Raw genomic sequence first — 15634 nt, forward strand, 5'->3', positions numbered from 1 at the left:
GACGGCGCCGCACCGCCCAAGCCCGCGGCGCCTGCCGCTCCGGCAGCACCGGCTCCTGCTGCACCGGCGCCCGCCAAATAACCGGATTATTATCGCGACGATCTTGAAAAAGCCGGGTTCAGCCCGGCTTTTTGTTGGGAAAATGCCTGTGCGGCGACAAAGCCGCGCACGGCGGTTTTCACGAGCGCCAAATCATCTAGATTGCCTTTCTGGATGATCTGGCACGCATCGCGAGAGGATAGTGCATGATGGTTGGCCGAACGCTTCTGAGGTCGATGCTGGCGACGGCCCTGCTGGCGGCGGGGTTGCAGGCGACCCGGGCCGACGAGTGGCGGACCACCTCATCGCTGATCGGCGAGTCCAAATACGGCGACAATTTCCAGCACTACGACTACGTCAATCCGAGCGCGCCCAAGGGCGGCACGCTGAATTCGGTGCTGCTTGGCACCTACGACAGCTTCAATCCCTATGTCGTCCAGGGATCGCCGGCGGCGGGTCTTGTCGGCTTCGGCGGCGGCCTGCTCTACGACACGCTGATGGAGCAGGCGACCGATGAGGGCAGCGTCAGCCATCCTCTGATCGCCGACGCCTACAAGTACCCGGCCGATTATTCCTCGGCGACTTACCGGCTCGACCCCCGCGCCAAATGGCATGACGGCCAGCCGATCACCGTCGACGACGTGATCTGGTCGTTCCAGGTGCTGAAGGCGAACAGCCCGCAATACAGCCGTTATTTCGAGAACGTCACCGATGCGGTGGCGATCTCCGACCGCGAGGTCGAGTTCCATTTCAACCAGAAGGGCAACCGCGAACTGCCGAAGATCCTTGGCGATCTCGCTGTGCTGCCGAAGCATTGGTGGGAAGGCACGGACGCCAACGGCAAGAAGCGCGACGTCACCAAACCGACGCTGGAAATTCCACTCGGTTCGGCTGCCTACAAGATCGCCAGCTTCAAGCCGGGCTCGGAGATCGTCTGGCAGCGCGTGCCCGACTACTGGGCGGCCAAGCTGCCGGTGAAGATCGGCCGCGAGAATTTCGACACGCGCCGATACACCTACATCCTCGACGACAATGCCGCCTGGCTTGCCTTCACCAAGGGCGGGCTGGAAGACATCAACCGCGAATACAGCTCCCGCAAATGGGCGACAGCCTATAATTTCCCGGCCATTCAGGCCGGCGACGTCATCAAGAAGGACTTCCAGACCCGGTCGCCACAGCCGATGCAGGGCTTTGTCCTAAACCAGAGGCGGCCGCTGTTCCAGGACCGACTGGTCCGCGAGGCATTGACCATACCCTTCGATTTCGAGAGCATGAATCGCACCTTGTTCTTCGGCTTCAACACACGCACATCGAGCTATTTCCAAGGTACCGAACTGGCGTCCAGCGGATTGCCGCGGGGCAAGGAACTGGAAATCCTGGAAAAGTATCGCGACAAGCTGCCGCCAGAACTCTTCTCTCAGGAGTTCAAGCTGCCCGTCTACGACTCGCCGCAAGCGGAGCGAAAGTATCTGAAGCAGGCCGTCGATCTCTTCGCCAAGACCGGATGGATCATCAAGGGCGGCAAGATGGTCAACGCCAAGACAGGCGCACCGTTCAAGTTCGAGATCCTCGGCTGGAACGACACAGACCAGGTGATCGCCAGCCCTTACATAGCCAACCTGCGCAAGATCGGCGTCGACGCTACCCTGCGCATCATCGACCAGACGCAGTATATCAACCGCGTGAACAATTTCGATTTCGATGTTGTGACGGGTCTGTTCGGCCAGTCGGAGTCGCCCGGCAACGAGCAGCGCGATTTCTGGAGTTCCAAGGCCGCCGATGCGCCTGGTTCGCGCAACCTGATGGGTATCAAGGAACCTGTCGTCGACGCGCTGGTCGATCGCATCATCTTCGCCACCGATCGCGATGATCTCGTCGCCGCCACCCACGCACTCGACCGCATCCTGCTGTGGAACTTCTACGTCGTGCCGCAATATTACCGCTCCGCGGTCTGGCTGGCCTATTGGAACAAGTTCAAGTTTCCCGACAAACAGCCTGCCTATGTCGGTGCCGACATCGATTCCTGGTGGATCGACCCGGACAAGGAAAAGGCGCTGGCGGCCAAGTACAAGGGTCTGAATTGATGGCGGCCCTGCCCCGCCGCGATTTCCTGGCTTTGGGCGGCGCTGCCGCTGCCGCAGCGCTGATGCCGGGCAAAGCCTTTGCAAACATTGCGACCGGCACCAAGCTGCACGGCCTTTCCGCCTTCGGCAACCTCAAATACAAGCCTGATTTCCCACATTTCGACTATGTCCAAGTCGACGCGCCCGTTGGCGGCATCTTCAATTTCTCGCCACCGAATTGGGGCTACAACCAGGATACCCAGACTTTCAACACGATGAACTCCTTCGCCAACAAGGGCGATGCGCCGCCACGCATGGAGATGTGTTTCGACACGCTGATGGTGCGGGCGCTCGATGAACCCGACGCGGTCTATGGCCAGATCGCGGATGGCGTGACGCTCTCCGACGACCGCAATGGCTTCACCTTCTCGCTTCGACCCGAGGCGCGTTTCCATGACGGCGCGCCGCTGACGGCGCGGGATGCTGCCTTCACCTTCAAGCTCTACAAGGAGAAGGGCCATCCCGACCTATCGCTGTCGCTGACGCACATGGTCGATGCCGTTGCCGTCGACGACCGAACGCTTCGGCTTACTTTTTCCGGCAAACAATCGGCCCGCACCGTGCTCAACGTCGTGGAATTCCCGATCCTTTCGAAGGCTTTTTACACTGCCAATCCATTCGACTCTTCACAGTTGAATCCCCCGCTCGGCTCCGGCGCCTACAAAGTCGGCCGCTTCTCGGCGGGTGCATGGATCGAATACGACCGCGTGGCGGACTATTGGGGCCGAGATCTGCCGGTCAATCGCGGCCAGAACAATTTCGACCGCATCCGCATTGAATTCTATCAGAATCGCAACGCCGGATTCGAAGCTTTCAAGAAGGGTGAGATCACTTATCGCGAGGAATTCGTGTCACGGGTTTGGGCCACCGCCTATGATTTCCCTGCAATGACCGCGGGCAAAGTGGCCAAGCATGAATTCCCGGCCGAAAAGCGACCCTCAATGCAGGCTACCGCGGTTAATCAGCGGCGAGAGCAGTTTCGCGACCCTAGGGTGAGGCGGGCGATCGCGCTATGTTTCGATTTCGAGTGGGCGCGCCGCAACTTCTTCTACGGCTCGTACGAGCGTTCGCAATCCTGCTTCGAGAAATCCGACTTTCGCGCCGAAGGGGCACCATCACCGGAAGAACTGGCTCTGCTGGAGCCGCTGCGAAGCCAGCTGCCGGCAGAGGTCTTCGGCGAGGCAGTGACCCAGCCCGCATCCGACGGCTCCGGTCGCGACCGCAAACTGCTTGGCCAAGCGGCAAAGCTTCTGTCCGCCGCCGGGTGGAAGCGATCAGGCGACTTTGTCGTTAACGACAAGGGGGGCCGGCTTTCAGCCGAGTTCATGGTCGATGACGACACCTTCGTCCAGGTCTATTCGCCCTGGGTCGCCAACATGAAGGCGATCGGCATCGACGCCACGATACGGTTGGTTGATTCGGCGCAATACCAGTCTAGGCAGGCGAGTTTCGACTTCGACCTCTTGTCCGCGGCTTTTTCGTTCAGCGCGACGCCGACTCGGGATGATCTCGAAGTCTTCTTCCATTCGAGCACCGCCGGCGTCTCCGGCTCCCGCAACTTGCCGGGTATCTCCGATCCCGCTGTCGACACGCTGATCAATGCCGTGGGCGCGGCAAAGGACCGTGAAAACCTGACCGTGGCGATGCGAGCGCTCGACCGGGTCTTGCGTGCGCGATGCGATTGGATTCCTAGTTGGTTCTTGGCGAATCACCGAGTCGCCTATTGGGACATGTTCGGCTTTCCTGAACAAAAGCCCGATTTCGGCTTTCCGGTCGAGGCGCTGTGGTGGTTCGATAAGGATAAGGCGGCAAAAATTGGCAAAGGCTGAGATATCAGCCCCGCGAGGGCAGAAGGCCTGATGGGCGCCTATATACTGCGCCGCATCCTTTTGATGATCCCGACCCTGTTCGGCATCATGGCGATATCGTTCGCCGTCATCCAGTTCGCGCCTGGCGGGCCGGTCGAGCAGGTCATCGCCAAGCTGACCAACCAGGGCGGCAGCGACCGCCTCGGCGGTGGCGGCGGCGATGCAGGCGGCTCCAATTTCGATGTCGCCGGCGATGTCAGCTCGAAATATCGCGGCGCCCAGGGTCTCGATCCGGAATTCATCAAGAAGCTGGAGAAGCAGTTCGGTTTCGACAAGCCGCCGCTCGAGCGCTTCGGCATGATGCTGTGGAATTATGCCAGGTTCGATTTCGGCAACAGCTATTTCCGCGACATCTCGGTGCTCGACCTGATCCTCGAAAAGATGCCCGTATCGATTTCGATCGGGCTCTGGATCACTTTGTTGTCCTATCTGATCTCGATCCCGCTCGGCATTCGCAAGGCGGTGAAGGACGGCACGCCCTTCGACGTCTGGACCAGTGGCGTCGTCATCGTCGGCTATGCCATTCCGGGCTTCCTGTTCGGCATCCTTTTGATGGTGCTGTTCGCCGGCGGTTCGTTCTGGGACTGGTTCCCGTTGCGCGGCATCGTCTCGGACAATTGGGATCAATTGTCGTGGCCGGCCAAGATCGTCGATTACTTCTGGCACATGACGCTGCCGCTGACGGCGCTGGTGTTGTCGGCCTTCGCAACGACCACGCTTTTGACCAAGAACTCCTTCCTGGAGGAAATCCGCAAGCAGTATGTGGTGACGGCGCGCGCCAAGGGCCTGTCGGAACGGCAGGTGCTTTATGGCCACGTTTTCCGCAACGCCATGCTGATCGTCATCGCCGGCTTCCCGGGTGCGTTCATCTCGGCTTTCTTCACCGGATCGCTGCTGATCGAGAACATCTTTTCGCTCGACGGGCTCGGGCTGCTCGGCTTCCGGTCGGTGGTCGAGCGCGACTATCCCGTGGTGTTCGCCAACCTTTATATCTTCTCGCTGCTTGGCCTTTTCGTCGGGCTCCTGTCCGACCTGATGTACACCTGGGTCGATCCGCGCATCGATTTCGAGCGGAGAGACATCTGATGTCGGAGGCAAGCGTCACCGCCGGTGTCTTGCCGGAGCGGCTCCCGCGGCCGTTCCTGTCGCCGCTCAACAAGCGCCGCCTGCAGAATTTCAAAGCCAACCGGCGCGGCTACTGGTCGCTGTGGATTTTCCTCGTGCTGTTCGTGCTGTCGCTGTTTGCCGAATTCATCGCCAATGACAAGCCGATCATCGCTTCCTACAAGGGCGAGATCCTTTTCCCGGTGATGGTCGCGTACCCCGAGGAAAAATTCGGCGGCTTCTATGCCGTCACCGATTACCGCGACCCGGTTATCCAGGACGAGATCAACGCCCATGGCTGGATGATCTGGCCGCCGATCCGCTATTCCTACCAGACCGTCAACAACGCCATTCCGGAAGCAGCGCCGGCCAAGCCATCATGGGAATATGATGCCAAGACGCGCTGCAACCAATATCCACAAGGAGCCGATGACCCGGCCTGCAATGTCGGTAACTGGAACTGGTTCGGCACCGACGACCAGGCGCGCGACGTGCTGGCGCGCGTCATTTACGGCTTCCGCATTTCGGTGCTGTTCGGCCTGATCCTGACCGCGGGTTCGGCGCTGATCGGCGTCGGCGCCGGTGCCTTGCAAGGCTATTTCGGCGGCTGGACCGATCTCCTGTTCCAGCGCTTCATCGAGATCTGGTCGGCCATACCAGTGCTCTATCTGCTGCTCATCGTCGCCGCCATCCTGCCGCCGGGCTTCTTCATCCTGCTCGGCTTGATGCTGTTGTTTTCCTGGGTGGCGCTGGTCGGGGTGGTGCGGGCGGAGTTCCTGCGCGCCCGCAACTTCGAATATGTCAACGCGGCGCGCGCGCTCGGCGTGCCCAACCGCACCATCATGTTCCGGCATCTGCTGCCCAACGCCATGGTGGCGACATTGACCTTCCTGCCCTTTTTGCTGAGCGGCTCGATCTCGACGCTGACCTCGCTAGACTATCTCGGCTTCGGCCTGCCGCCCGGCTCGGCCTCGCTCGGCGAACTGCTCAAGCAGGCGCAGCGTAACCTCAACGCGCCTTGGCTCGGCATTTCCGGCTTCGTCGTCATCTCGCTGATGCTGTCGCTGTTGGTTTTTGTCGGCGAGGCGACGCGCGACGCCTTCGATCCGCGCAAGACGTTCAAATGAGCGATGCTCCCTTGCTCAGCGTACAGGACCTCAGCGTCGCCTTCAGCCAGGGCGGAGGCCAATCTGTCGCCGTCGACCATATCTCGTTCGACATCGCCAGGGGCGAGACGGTGGCGCTGGTCGGCGAATCCGGCTCAGGCAAATCGGTCTCGGCGCTGTCGGTGCTGAAGCTGCTGCCCTACCCCAGCGCCAGCCATCCCTCCGGCAAGATCCTGTTCCAGGGTGCCGACCTGCTCACGATGAGCGAGAAGCAGTTGCGCCAGGTGCGCGGCAACAAGATCACCATGATCTTCCAGGAGCCGATGACCTCGCTCAATCCGTTGCACACGATCGAGCACCAGATCGTCGAAATCCTGAAACTGCATCAGGGCATGGCCGACCGACCGGCCAAGGCGCGCACGCTGGCCCTGCTCAACGAGGTCGGTATCCGCGATCCGCAGAAGCGGCTGGACGCCTATCCGCATCAGCTGTCCGGCGGCCAGCGCCAGCGCGTCATGATCGCCATGGCGCTCGCCAACGAGCCGGAACTCCTGATCGCCGACGAGCCGACGACCGCGCTCGACGTCACCGTGCAGGCACAGATCCTCGAACTGCTCGCAGGCCTTAAAAGCCGCAAGGGCATGTCGATGCTGTTCATCACCCATGACCTCGGCATCGTGCGCAAGATCGCCGACCGGGTCTGCGTGATGACCAAGGGCAAGATCGTCGAGACCGGACCGACCAAGGACATCTTCGCCAACCCTCAGCACCCCTATACGCGCCATCTTCTGGCCGCCGAGCCGAAAGGCAAACCGCCGGCCGCCAATGCCGACGCCAAGCCTGTCATGACCGGCAAGGACATCAAGGTCTGGTTTCCGATCAAGCAGGGGTTCTTCCGGCGCACGATCGATCATGTTAAGGCGGTCGACGGCATCGACGTCACCGTGCGCGCCGGCCAGACGCTGGGCGTGGTCGGCGAATCCGGTTCGGGCAAGACGACGCTCGGCCTGGCGCTGGCACGCATGATCTCGTCGACCGGGACGATCCAGTTCAACGGCCGCGACATCAACCAGCTCACCTTCAACGCCATGCGACCGCTCAGGCGCGAATTACAGATCGTCTTCCAGGATCCGTTCGGCTCGCTCAGCCCACGCATGTCGATCGCCGAGATCATCGAGGAAGGCCTGAAGATCCACGAGCCGAAGCTGTCGCCCGACGAGCGCGACGACAAGGTGGCCGCCGTGTTGAAGGAGGTCGGGCTCGATCCGGCGACCCGCAACCGCTATCCGCACGAGTTTTCCGGCGGCCAGCGCCAACGTGTCGCCATCGCCCGCGCCATGGTGCTCAACCCGCGCTTCGTCATGCTGGACGAGCCGACATCGGCGCTCGACATGAGCGTGCAGGCGCAGGTCGTCGATCTGCTGCGCAATTTGCAGGCCAAGCACGATCTCGCCTATCTTTTCATCAGCCACGACCTCAAGGTCATCCGGGCGCTGGCCAATGACGTCATCGTCATGCGCAACGGCCAGATCGTCGAAGCCGGCCCTTCCGAACAGATTTTTGAAAATCCGCAAACCGACTATACTCGGGCTCTGATCTCGGCCGCCTTCAAGATCGAGACGGCGCCGACGGGCGTGGTCAGCGAGTGATCCGCGCAAGGAAGGGCTGAACGAACCGCGATGGAAAAAGGCCGCATCCTGCTTGCCGTCACCGGCTTTCATCCGCAGCGCTGGCGCGACCTGTTGTCGGCCGAGCGCGAGGTGGTGCTGGAACCGGATGGAGCCAAGGATCCCTCGATCACCTATGCGGTGGTGTGGAAGCAGAAGCCTAATTTGATGTCGTCGCTGCCTAATCTGCGCGCCATCTTCTCGATCGGTGCCGGCGTCGACCATATCTTCGCCGATCCCGGCCTGCCGGACGTGCCGATCGTCAAGGTGGTCGCCGACAACCTCACCCAGTACATGACCGAGTACGTCGTCTGGCGGGTGCTCGATCACCATCGCCAGGGCCTGCTCTACCGGTCGCAGCAGCCAAAGAAGATCTGGCACGAGCCGCAGCAGAGGCCGGCCGGTGACATTTCCATCGGCATCATGGGACTCGGCAGTCTCGGCCGCGCCGCAGCCTCGGCGCTGCTGTCGCTGGGCTTTGCGGTCAATGGCTGGTCGCGCACGGACCGGCCAATGGAAGGGGTGGCGACGTATGGCGGCGAAGCCGGGCTGATTCCGTTCCTCAACGCCACCGACATTCTGGTCGTGCTTCTGCCGCTGACGCCGGACACGCAAGGCATCATAAACTACGGCGTGCTGAAGGAATTGAGGAAACGCAACGGACTCGGCGGCTCGGTGCTGATCAATGCCGGACGCGGCCGCCTGCAGAAGGACGCCGACATCGTGCGCGCTCTGGATGACGGCACGCTGAAGGAGGCGAGCCTCGACGTGTTCGAGGTCGAGCCGCTGCCGAAGACGAGCCCGTTGTGGAACCACCCGAAGGTGTTCGTGACTCCGCATGCCGCGGCGACCTCCGATCCAGCCCATCTGGCGCCACTCATGCTGCGCCAGATGGATGCTTTCGAACGCGGCGAAAAGCTCGACAATCTGGTGGACCGCAAGGCAGGATACTAGCCAGACGTCCTCGTCACCTGGCCAAATCCCAGTCCTGAAAACATTTCTTGATCACCCGGACCGACGACAGTTGCAGCTTCGGCAAGTCGAGCTGCTCGAACGCCACCCGGGATCTTGAGCGGTTTTTCGGCGTGGTCACTGCAATGTGGTGGATCATGTCCCATTTGATGCTGTCGCGCCCACCCTCCAAGGCTCCGCGTCTCTCCTTCTCGAACAACGTACGCCTGAAATAGCGCAGCAGACTTGCCGGGGTGGAAATGTCCAGCAGGATCAATCCGGTCGCGCGCTGGAAGCGTTGCGGCATGCAAACCGAATAATTTCCGTCCATCACCCACCGCTCGCCGGCAATCGCGGCGTCATGCAAGGCAATGAACTCGTCCCTCGGACGCTGCACCCAATCCGTGTTGGGCAGGTGAAAGAGCAGATCAAGATGAATGGGTGTAAGGCCACGCTTGCGCGCGATCGCGTCGGCAAGCGTCGACTTGCCGCTGTTCGATGGCCCCAGGATGCAGATGCGGTCGCCGAGGTCCGAGAGCTTCATCTGGGCAACATGCATCAGCCAGGCAGAGCGAACTTCTTCTGCTTGTCCGGTTTGCCGCAGTCGCGGCGATCGATCGACCGGTTCATGGCATCGATTTCGCCTGACGCCTTGTCGCTGTCGCGTTGAGCCTTGGAACGCATGTCGGGCGTGAACGGGCCAAAGCCCATGGCGGGATTGGAAAAGGTCGGCTTGGCGGTCGTCGGGAGATTATATTGCTGCGCCAATCCGTTGCGCTGCGCCAGCAGCTGATCGCATGGCACGCTGTCATATTGCAGCGATGACTCGACGTTGGCGTCCTGCCGCTCGGACGCTGAATTGCCCACGCAGCCGGCTGCCGCCAGGCAAGAGGCCAATATCATCATGTTCCAGCGCATCCGATATGCTCCTCCTGATATCCCGCCCTGATGCGACCAGATCGCAAATATCAGTCGCGCACGCAAATCGGACTTTTTCGCAGCAGCAGGATGATGGTCATGCACGCTTCAAGCTGCGTGAGCCTTGCGTGCCACAACGGCCAGCCCTTTGACAGGCTCACTGCGATCCTGCCGGATGGTCGTTGGCTCCAGCGCCAGGATCGAAAGCCCGTTGGCCCCGAGGGTCCGCCTGATATAGGGTTCCGAATGGGCGTAGCGTCGGGAAGGCTGCAGCGCGAAGTCGCCGCTTGCTAGACTCTCGACTGAAAAGGCAAACAGGCCACCCTCGGCGAGCAGGCAGGCGACCGTCCCGATCAGGCCTTCCAGCGCGCCGATGTAGATCAGCACGTCGGCTGATGTCACCAGATCGGCCTTGTCGCCTGAATGGGAAAAATCCTGCAAATCCGCTTTCGTCAGCGCGTCGTAGATGCCCTTTGCCCGCGCCTTCTTCAGCATCCTTGCCGAGATGTCGATTCCCACCAGCCGGTCGACGATCGGCCTCAGCTTCTCGCCCATCAGTCCGGTGCCGCAACCCAGGTCGAGCGCCAGGCGGAGGCGGCCCGGCCTTGCCTTGCGGATGGCAGCGTCGAGCACCTCGGGCAACCGGTAATCGAGCTTGCCGACCAGCATCTCCTCGAATGTCTCGGCATAGTGGTCGAACAGCGTTTCGACAAAGGCGCTGGGCGGCGCCGCGGCGACCGGACCTTTGCCGATCAGCTGCAATTTGAGGGCCGCGCCCTGGCGATCGGCCGGATCGAGTTTCAGCGACATGGCCCAGGCCTGCGCCGCCAGGTCGAGCCTGCCCGATGCCTCCTGCATTTCGCCAAGGCGAAACCAGCCCATTGCCCAGCGCGGCGCCAGCTCCAGTGCGCCAATCAGCAACTCGGCCGCGGCCGCGTGGTCGCCGGAGGCAAACAGCATCTCGGCATAGTCGGCACGACGATCGGCGTTCAGATCGCCCGATGAGGTCTGAAGCGGTTTCATGATGATGGTTTCCACCTGCAGGGAGCCGGCCGCCCATCTGTGTAGAGCAAAGAATGCCTAAGCAGAACCGAATTGGAAAGGCTTTGCCCGGGAGTCAGCAGTCGCGAACAACAGGCTTTCCGCGCCGGAATTATATCCTATCTTGGGACCATGCGCGCCAGCGACCTGCTTCATCCCCGGCCCGAAGGCCTCTACTGCCCGCCGGGCGATTTCTTCATCGACCCGGTGCGGCCGGTGAACCGGGCGCTGATCACGCACGGCCATTCCGACCATGCGCGTTCCGGCCACTGCTCGGTGCTTGCGACACAGCAGACGCTCGACATCATGGGACTTCGCTACGGCGAGGATTTCGCGGGGACGACGCAGGCAGCCAGGCTCGGCGAGACGATTGCCCTCAACGGCGTCGATGTCAGCTTTCATCCGGCCGGCCATGTGCTGGGTTCGGCGCAGATATCGGTCGAGCATCGGGGCAGGCGCATCGTCGCCTCCGGCGACTACAAGCGGCGGAAAGATGCGACCTGCGCGCCCTTCGAGCCGATCCGCTGCGACATCTTCATCACCGAGGCGACTTTCGGCCTGCCGGTGTTTCGCCATCCGGCAGACACGGAAGAGATCGCCCGGCTGCTGAAATCGGCGGCGCAATTCCCGGAGCGCTCGCATCTGGTCGGGGCTTACGCGCTGGGCAAGGCGCAACGCGTGATGCGGCTGTTGCGCGACGCCGGTTACGACAAGCCGCTCTACATCCATGGCGCGCTGGCCAAGCTCAGCGCGTATTACCAGAGCCAGGGCATCGATCTCGGCGATCTCGAGCCGGCGACGGTGGAGAGCGGGGCCAAGCAAGATTTCGCGGGCGCCATCGTGGTCGGCCCGCCATCGGCCTTCGCCGACCGCTGGGCGCGGCGCTTTCCCGATCCGATCTCGTGCTTCGCGTCGGGCTGGATGCGCATCCGCCAGCGCGCCAAACAAGGCGGCGTCGAACTGCCGCTGATCATCTCGGACCATGCCGACTGGGATGAACTCACCGCCACCATCAAGGAGACCGGAGCCGCCGAAATCTGGGTCACGCATGGCCGCGAGGAAGCGCTGGTGCGCTGGTGCGAGCTGGAAGGCATCGCGGCACGGCCGCTGCATCTGGTCGGCTATGAGGATGAGGGCGATTGACGGCATGAACCGCTTCGCCGAGCTTCTCGACCGCCTGGTGCTGACGCCGTCGCGCAACGGCAAGCTGACCCTTTTGACCGACTATTTCCGCAGCGTCGAGGATCCCGATCGCGGCCTGGCGCTGGCGGCCATAACCGGCGATCTCAGGATTGCCGCGGTCAAGCCGGCGATGCTGCGCACGCTGGTCACCGAACGCATGGACCCGGTGCTGTTCGGCTATTCCTACGATTATGTCGGCGACCTCGCCGAGACGGTGTCGCTGGTCTGGCCGCAAACGCCTGGCAGGATGGCCAACCGCGAGCCGACGCTTGGCGAGGTGGTGGCCAAGCTGCAGGCGGCAAGCCGCTCGGATGGACCGAAGGTGCTGACGGGGCTGCTCGACAGCGCCGGCATCTCGGCGCGCTTTGCCATCATCAAGCTGGTCACTGGCGGCCTGCGCATCGGCGTCTCGGCGCGGCTGGCCAAACAGGCGCTGGCCGATTTCGGCAAGGTCGACGTCGCCGAGATCGAAGAGCTCTGGCATGGGCTATCGCCGCCCTACACGGCGCTGTTCGCCTGGCTGGAAGGCAAAGCCGAAAAACCGCGCAACACGGCGATGGCGCTGTTTCGCCCGGTCATGCTGTCGAACCCGGTCGGCGACAGCGACCTCGAAAAGCTCGATCCCGCCGACTACGCGGCAGAATGGAAATGGGACGGCATCCGGGTCCAGGCGGTGGCCGAAGGCGGCATCCGCCGGCTCTATTCGCGCACCGGCGATGATGTCTCAGGGGCCTTTCCGGATCTCGCCGACGCCATGCATTTTTCCGCCGCGCTCGATGGCGAATTGCTGGTCGGCGACCCGCGGGCGGCGACGGGAACCTTCTCGGACCTGCAGCAACGGCTGAACCGCAAGACGGTGACGCCCAAGATGCAGCAGCAGTATCCAGCCTTCATGCGCTGTTACGACGTGCTGCAGATCGGTGCCGAGGATCTGCGCGGATTGTCCTTCGCCAAGCGACGCGGCCGGCTCGAAGCCTTCATCGGGACGCTCGACCCCAGCCGCTTCGATCTCTCACCCTTCGTCGCGTTCACGGACTGGCAATCGCTCGAGGACCTGCGCCGTGCGCCGCCGCATCCGATCATCGAAGGCGTGATGCTAAAGCGCTGGGATTCGCCCTATGTCGCCGGCCGGCCTAAGGGTCCATGGTTCAAATGGAAGCGCGATCCGCATACGGTGGACGCCGTACTGATGTATGCCCAGCGCGGCCACGGCAAGCGCTCGAGCTTCTATTCCGACTACACGTTCGGCGTTTGGTCCGGGGCCGAGGGCGAGGAGGAACTCGTGCCGGTCGGCAAGGCCTATTTCGGATTCACCGATGAAGAGCTGAAGCAGATCGACAAATATGTCCGTGACAACACCGTCGAGCGTTTTGGACCGGTGCGCTCGGTGCGCGCCGACCGCGACAATGGCCTGGTGCTGGAAGTCGCCTTCGAGGGACTCAACCGTTCGACCCGGCACAAATCGGGTGTGGCCATGCGTTTCCCCAGGATTTCACGATTGCGCTGGGACAAGCCGGCCAACGAGGCCGATCGCATCGAAACGCTGCAAGCGCTGCTCGATGGCTAGACCGAAATCCCGAACCGAAAGTTCCATTCCAGACAGGAGCGCACATGGTTTCCCGATCCGACAAGGTTGAGTGTTTTCGCGCTCTTCACAAATCCGGCTGCTTCGTGGTCCCCAATCCCTGGGACATAGCCGGCGCCCGGATGATGGTGGGCTTGGGTTTCAGGGCTTTGGCAACAACATCGTCGGGCTATGCATTCTCAAAGGGCAGGAGAGACGGAGCACTGGAAGTCAGCCGCGACGAGAGCCTGACGTATGCCGCCGAGATAGCAGCTTCGACCGATGTTCCGGTCACCGCTGATTTGGAGGACGGGTACGCGGATACTCCTGAAGGCATTGCCGAGACCGTTCTGCTCGCGGCGAAGGCTGGATTGGCGGGGCTGTCCATCGAGGACCGGCAGCCGAGATCGAATTTGCCGATACGCGATTTCGACGATGCAGTTGCGCGTGTCGCTGCGGCGGCCGATGCCGCGCGAAAACACAACATCGTCCTTACCGCGCGCGCCGATGGCCTCGGCAAGGGGACATATGGTCTCGAAGAGGCCATTCGCCGCCTAAAGGCCTTCGAGACTGTCGGTGCTGAGGTCGTTTATGCGCCCGGGGTGCCGGATCTGGCATCCCTCCAGAGGCTTTGCCGCTCGGTCAGTGCTCCTGTAAATCATGTGATCGGCCAAGGTGTCTCCGGATTGACCCTTGACCAGATTGCGCAAGCGGGCGTGCGACGGGTCAGTGTTGGCGGATCGCTTGCCCGCGCGGCCGGCGGAGCGCTGATGTCCATCTGCCAGGATATTGCGACAGGCGACTTCACCGCACTGGAATCTGCTCCGGCCTGGGGTGATCTACGCAGCCCAAAACCGGTGATATAAATCCGTAAGGGGCCGCCTCCGGCCATCACCACCGATGTTCCCCCAGGGTTCGACTCAAGGTTCGACCGAGACACGGATCTCGTAGACGTCGACCGCCTTGCCCTGCTTGTCGAAATCGGAATTGATGGCGATGGTTCCGGCGGACCCCGGATGCTTGTCGGGAAACTTCACGTCGAACAGAAATTCGTTCTTCTGCTGGCCGACCGCGTAACGCTTGCGGCCGCAGTCGCCGAGTTCGCCGAAATTGCAGTCGACGGAGATCTGCGTGTCCTTGCCGTCCTCGGCCCGGGCGATGATGTCGAACACGGCGTGCTTGCCGGCGAGTTTTTCCAGCACGCCCTGGCCGACGTCGAAGGCGATCGCCGAGCCGGAGGCGCCTGACTGGATGCGCAGGAACGGCCCGCTGTCGTCCTTCATCACCTCGGCCTTGGCGTCAGACGGGGCGGCGACATGCGTCGGGTCGGTCGGCGAAAACACATCGATCCAGTCGCGCGACTGGTCCGCGGCACCGGGCTTTGCCGGCGCGTTGGCGCCATCGGCCGGGGTGAAATCGTCGTCCTCGACGGTCGGCGGCGCTTCCGGAGGCGCGGTATTGAGCTCCGCGGCCGTCTTGAACACACCAGTCTGCATGGCAAAGTACAGTCCGATGCCAATCGCCGCGAGCAGCGTCACCGTGAAGAAAATGGCGGTCAGCGGCAGGCGCCGGCCTCGAATGCGTCGCTCATCGCGATCGGGCGCGACTTCCGTCGCGGCACCGGAAGAGGCAGGAACCGACATGTCGATGGCTGGCGCACCCGGCAGAGCCGCATCCGGCATGATGTCGGGAACCACCGGCAGCACGCGCGAGCGCGGCGCGTCGGAAGCGGGCTGCCCGGGACCGTCGACGGTGACAGCGAGCGATGACGCCCTTGGGCCCGCCTCGTCGACCGCTGGCGCTGCGCCGGCAGCGGCCTCGACCGCCGGCGCGTCGATCTGCGGGGCAACGCCCGGCACCGCCGGCAGGTATTCGGATTCGATCTCGGTGATTTTCGCCTGGATCGCCTTGCGGCGCTTGATGGCGACTTCCACGGTCACGCCGGGATTGGCTTGGAGCGCTCGGTCGAGCGCGGCGAAGGCCGAACGATAGACCCTCTCGCGGAACGCACGGTCCTCGGCATTGCCCTTATCCAGGGCGTTCCGGATCGCTTTTTCGATCGCGTCCAAGC

Annotated in this window: 13 protein-coding genes; 9 read left to right on the forward strand and 4 right to left on the reverse strand. The window is 62.5% G+C overall.

Annotated elements, in window-relative coordinates; translation table 11 throughout:
• The first annotated feature begins 245 nt into the window (after positions 1–245).
• Genes X739_RS162430 through X739_RS162405 form a run of 6 tightly spaced genes read left to right on the forward strand, consistent with a single transcriptional unit; the run spans position 246 to position 8861 of the window.
• Positions 246–2123, forward strand: a complete 1878-nt coding sequence (locus tag X739_RS162430; protein ID WP_023772646.1) for an extracellular solute-binding protein — start codon at positions 246–248, stop codon at positions 2121–2123.
• Positions 2123–3991, forward strand: a complete 1869-nt coding sequence (locus X739_RS162425) for an extracellular solute-binding protein (protein ID WP_023772645.1) — start codon at positions 2123–2125, stop codon at positions 3989–3991. The genes X739_RS162430 and X739_RS162425 overlap by 1 nt, the downstream gene beginning before the upstream one ends.
• A 30-nt stretch (positions 3992–4021) precedes the next feature.
• Complete coding sequence (locus X739_RS162420; protein ID WP_015314055.1) at positions 4022–5116, forward strand: microcin C ABC transporter permease YejB; 1095 nt, start codon at positions 4022–4024, stop codon at positions 5114–5116.
• Positions 5116–6261, forward strand: coding sequence for an ABC transporter permease (locus tag X739_RS162415; protein WP_023772644.1), 1146 nt, complete (start codon positions 5116–5118; stop codon positions 6259–6261). Before X739_RS162420 ends, X739_RS162415 begins: the two co-directional genes overlap by 1 nt.
• Complete coding sequence (locus X739_RS162410) at positions 6258–7889, forward strand: ABC transporter ATP-binding protein (RefSeq protein ID WP_023772643.1); 1632 nt, start codon at positions 6258–6260, stop codon at positions 7887–7889. The genes X739_RS162415 and X739_RS162410 overlap by 4 nt, the downstream gene beginning before the upstream one ends.
• 30 nt (positions 7890–7919) lie before the next feature.
• Positions 7920–8861: a glyoxylate/hydroxypyruvate reductase A gene (locus tag X739_RS162405; RefSeq protein ID WP_023772642.1), complete on the forward strand. Its 942-nt coding sequence runs from the start codon at positions 7920–7922 to the stop codon at positions 8859–8861.
• 13 nt (positions 8862–8874) lie between these two features.
• On the opposite strand, the gene X739_RS162400 is transcribed toward X739_RS162405, so the two are convergent.
• The 3 genes from X739_RS162400 to X739_RS162390 form a co-directional block, all read right to left on the reverse strand.
• A complete protein-coding gene (locus X739_RS162400) occupies positions 8875–9402 on the reverse strand; it encodes an ATPase AAA (protein WP_023792516.1) in 528 nt (175 codons plus the stop codon).
• A 14-nt stretch (positions 9403–9416) separates the two neighbouring features.
• Positions 9417–9776 carry a hypothetical protein gene (locus X739_RS162395; RefSeq protein ID WP_023772640.1) on the reverse strand — a complete coding sequence of 120 codons (360 nt, stop codon included), beginning with the start codon at positions 9774–9776 and terminating at the stop codon, positions 9417–9419.
• A gap of 108 nt (positions 9777–9884) precedes the next feature.
• Positions 9885–10799 (reverse strand): class I SAM-dependent methyltransferase, encoded by a 915-nt coding sequence (locus X739_RS162390; protein WP_023772639.1) that lies wholly within the window; start codon positions 10797–10799, stop codon positions 9885–9887.
• Positions 10800–10949: 150 nt separating this feature from the next.
• Here X739_RS162390 and X739_RS162385 point away from each other — a divergent pair, with 150 nt between their 5' ends.
• Genes X739_RS162385 through X739_RS162375 form a run of 3 tightly spaced genes read left to right on the forward strand, consistent with a single transcriptional unit; the run spans position 10950 to position 14429 of the window.
• Positions 10950–11960, forward strand: coding sequence for a ligase-associated DNA damage response exonuclease (locus tag X739_RS162385; RefSeq protein ID WP_023772638.1), 1011 nt, complete (start codon positions 10950–10952; stop codon positions 11958–11960).
• A 4-nt stretch (positions 11961–11964) separates the two neighbouring features.
• Positions 11965–13566, forward strand: coding sequence for a cisplatin damage response ATP-dependent DNA ligase (locus tag X739_RS162380; RefSeq protein WP_023783401.1), 1602 nt, complete (start codon positions 11965–11967; stop codon positions 13564–13566).
• Between the two features lie 44 nt (positions 13567–13610).
• Positions 13611–14429: an isocitrate lyase/phosphoenolpyruvate mutase family protein gene (locus X739_RS162375; protein ID WP_023772636.1), complete on the forward strand. Its 819-nt coding sequence runs from the start codon at positions 13611–13613 to the stop codon at positions 14427–14429.
• Positions 14430–14483: 54 nt separating this feature from the next.
• On the opposite strand, the gene X739_RS162370 is transcribed toward X739_RS162375, so the two are convergent.
• Entirely contained in the window at positions 14484–15632 is a 1149-nt protein-coding gene (locus X739_RS162370) for a hypothetical protein (protein ID WP_023772635.1), read from the reverse strand.
• Positions 15633–15634: the final 2 nt, after the last annotated feature.

Source organism: Mesorhizobium sp. LNHC209A00 (assembly GCF_000502915.1).
GTDB lineage: Bacteria > Pseudomonadota > Alphaproteobacteria > Rhizobiales > Rhizobiaceae > Mesorhizobium.